4 protein-coding genes are annotated in these 3,378 nt (G+C 30.7%); 3 read left to right on the plus strand and 1 reads right to left on the minus strand.

The genetic code is table 11. The features are described 5' to 3' along the window. From WG89_RS28660 to WG89_RS28670, 3 genes are all read left to right on the plus strand, one after another. Positions 1–929, plus strand: a 929-nt coding sequence (locus tag WG89_RS28660; protein ID WP_062271206.1) for a lipopolysaccharide biosynthesis protein, incomplete at its 5' end; no start/stop codon positions are given. Beyond that, a complete protein-coding gene (locus WG89_RS28665; RefSeq protein WP_062271209.1) occupies positions 922–2,067 on the plus strand; it encodes a hypothetical protein in 1,146 nt (381 codons plus the stop codon). The genes WG89_RS28660 and WG89_RS28665, both read left to right, overlap by 8 nt. Positions 2,068–2,155: 88 nt before the next feature. Next, positions 2,156–3,073 (plus strand): glycosyltransferase, encoded by a 918-nt coding sequence (locus WG89_RS28670; protein ID WP_079254117.1) that lies wholly within the window; start codon positions 2,156–2,158, stop codon positions 3,071–3,073. A gap of 27 nt (positions 3,074–3,100) precedes the next feature. On the opposite strand, the gene WG89_RS31830 is transcribed toward WG89_RS28670, so the two are convergent. Beyond that, a partial coding sequence (locus WG89_RS31830) for a hypothetical protein (protein WP_216638586.1) occupies positions 3,101–3,378 on the minus strand: 278 nt, incomplete at its 5' end.

The following is a 3,378-nucleotide window of genomic DNA, read 5'->3' on the forward strand; positions in this document are numbered from 1 at the left end:
TATCAGTCTTTATAGTAGCATTACTATTTTTATTAAACTTTACAATGCTAGTTACCGATCAAGTTTTACATGCTGTGAATGAAACGGGTAAAACAATACTAAAGCAATTCTTGTCAAATGTTCTTGTTTTGTTGGTGTTGTATTTTGGAATGGTTACTTTTGAAAGCAATCTTGTTATTCAGTCTATATCATATGGGTTTTCAACTCTTATTGTTTCGTTATTATTTACAGTATGGTTTTTCTTAAAAAACAAGAAGCTTAGACCAAGATTTTCATATTTTAATAGAAAAAAAATAGCATCTATAGGAAATGTTGGTGCTCAATTTTTTGTTATTCAAATCGCTGTGCTGGTATTATTCTCCACAGATAAAATTATAATCACTCAAATACTGGGGCCAGAAGAAGTCGTACCCTATGAAATTATATTCAGATTATTTAGTTTTTTAATCATAATGGCTAGTATCTATTTTAACCCTCTTTGGGCCATTTATACTAAGGCGTATGCTGAAAAAAATATACAGGTTATAGTTAAGAATCTACGAAGATCTAAAATTTTACTTTTGTTTTCTATACTTATTGCTTCGTTTATATATCTCTTTCATGATGAACTTATATCATTGTGGATTGGTCAGACTATATCAATCCCATCAAACTTGGCACTTGCAATGGCAGTCTATATGCTGACTAGAGTTTGGTGCGATATATATGCATATTTTCTTAATGGCGCATCAAAAATAAAAATCCAAATGTATTTGGCAATTGTCCAGGCACTACTGAATATACCTTTATCGATCATATTTGCACGACATTATGGCAGTGTTGGTGTTGTTTATGCTAGTACACTATCGTTGTGTTTGTCTGCACTTATACTGCCAATTAATAATCATTTCGTTCTGAAGAAATTAGAATTTGAGAAGACGCGTGGATAAGACCAAATATCTTGTGTGCAGGATAGCCCCATCAGACGATGGAGGTGTGGCTAGACTGATGAAAAAACTTGCAGATGAAGCTGAGAGCAAAGGTTTTAAATTAGTACTTGGGCGAAGAAATAGATCAATCAATTCAATGTTAAACGATAGAAAATATATCCAAGCAATAACGGAATATATTAATAGGTTGATAGATAAATTTTTTTTTTCTTTTCGAGTTAGATGGATAAAAAATTCAACAGTACTTGCACTACATCCTCAAACGATGGGTTATAGTAAATTTATAAGGCTAGTTGAAAGAAATAATCTGTATTTCTATATAATGGATAATAGTTTCTTTTGTATGAAATCATATAATGTAAATCCTCATTCGCCATCGGAATGCCTGCATTGTTTAGATCGTAATAATGTTGCATATGAATCCTGTCATTCAGAACCTGTTAAGTATAAAAGAAGTGCTTATCAGGATTTTGTCATGAGTATGAAAAGAAATTATAAAAAAGTGGTATTTTTAACACAATGTAGAAAACAAACTGAGTTAGTTAAAGTCTTTTTTGGTGAAGATAGCAAATGCCATATAGTAGGGTTAGATACCGGCGAAATACCGTTGAAGACACTACCAGCTAGGGAGAAGGACTTTAAATTTAAATATGATTTTACTTATCATGGTGCATGTGTTTTAGCGAAAGGGGTTGGCTATTATATTGAATTGGCAAAAAGATTACCGCAGTTTAAATTTTTCATACCTATTGAAAAAAAAGATTGTGAAGATGAAATAGGCTATCAAATTAATCTTAAAAATTTAGAGTTTAAGGAATGTACATGGGAAACAGGTTTAAGAGAGGCTGTTTACAATTCAAGAATAACTATTAATCCGAGTCTATGGTCTGCTCCTATTGAAGGTGCTTTATTGAAATCATTGTATTATGGTAATGTTGTTGCAACAGTAAAGTCAAAGTATGGTTTTGAGAGTGAGATTAATGAAAATGTTAATGTCATTAGATTGCCTATAGATATTATTGAGTCAGCTGCATTGTTAGAAAAAAATATTCTATCTCAAGTAATTAATAGTGAAAACAAAGCTGAATATCAGGATGAATATAAGTCCAAAGAAGATTTGTTTTCTGTGATTTTCTAGTTGTGCTTATTGTTTGAATCAAGCAGTAGCTGAATCTACTATCTACTAAAAAGATTATTAAGTAATTTATAGTGGGCTCTCTTAAGTAATGCCTTATATAGATAATAAATGTCATGATATAGTTTCCCGGTTGAGTTTAATAACTAGTAGCTCTGTTACGTGTGGTGGATTATGGCATAGTAATCGTGATTTATTAGAATGCCATGTGCTTGATGACCCCAAAATTAGTATTGTTACCGCTACATTTAACTCGATAAAATACATTGATAATCTCATTGAAAGTGTTTGTAATCAAAGTTACAAGAACATAGATTTAATAATTATTGATGGTGGTTCAGATGACGGTACAGTTGAATTGTTGATTGAGCGCAGTGATGTTATCAGTTTTTGGATGAGTGAGGAAGATAACGGTATATATGATGCATTAAATAAAGGAATGAAGCTGTGTAAAGATGATTCGTTTGTAGTTGTACTAGGTGCTGATGATGAGTTACTTGAGTTAAGTCCATTTATTGAGATAATAAAAAATGACCATAAAATAAAGAATGTGGTAACCGACGTGATTCAATATAACTTGGATAGGAATGAAAAATCATATTATAGTTGTCATCTACCAAAAGTTGATAACTATAGTGACTTTCTTAGTTTTCCACTTCATCATCAAGGTTTTATTACAAAAAAAACATCCAGTACACCTTTTTATAAATGTGATATTGGTGTGCATTCTGATCTTCTGTTTATGCTTAAAAACTTAGAAGGTGAAATAACAGTTAAAGTGGATAAGCCGTTAGCAATATATAAAACTGGTGGTCTATCAGATCAATACAGTCTGAAAAATATAATCTCTCTTAGAAAAGTTGCTAATGAGTTGAATATGAAATTTTATAAAATATGCTTCTTTAAGCCTCTGGTTTTTATTAAACTTTTTATTAAAGCTATCTTACCTAAGTTTTTTATACGTTTAGTTAGAGTCTTTTCGATAGGTAAATGTTTTGTTTCTAGATAGTTTTCTCTCATATACAACGCCTTTTTTCTATTTTTTATATTTCAGTTTGACTGTTTTTTTTGTCTTTTTGATAAAGCTTAAGTACTTTATTGGTGGGGCTGTATTAACCAGTATCTTTGTTTTTTTTCCTTCTTCATTTATTTTAGTGAATGCAGGATTTGAAGATAAAGTCTTTACAGTTGTTATTTTGTTTCTATTTTTTGTTTTTTTTAAAATAGGTCTTTCATTTAAATACAGGCTAGTTAAGGTTCCAGCTTTCCACTTTAATAACTTAAGAATAAGGGGGGGGAGCTTAATACTAACAT

The organism is Endozoicomonas arenosclerae (genome assembly GCF_001562015.1).
In the GTDB taxonomy this organism is placed as follows: Bacteria; Pseudomonadota; Gammaproteobacteria; order Pseudomonadales; family Endozoicomonadaceae; genus Endozoicomonas_A; species Endozoicomonas_A arenosclerae.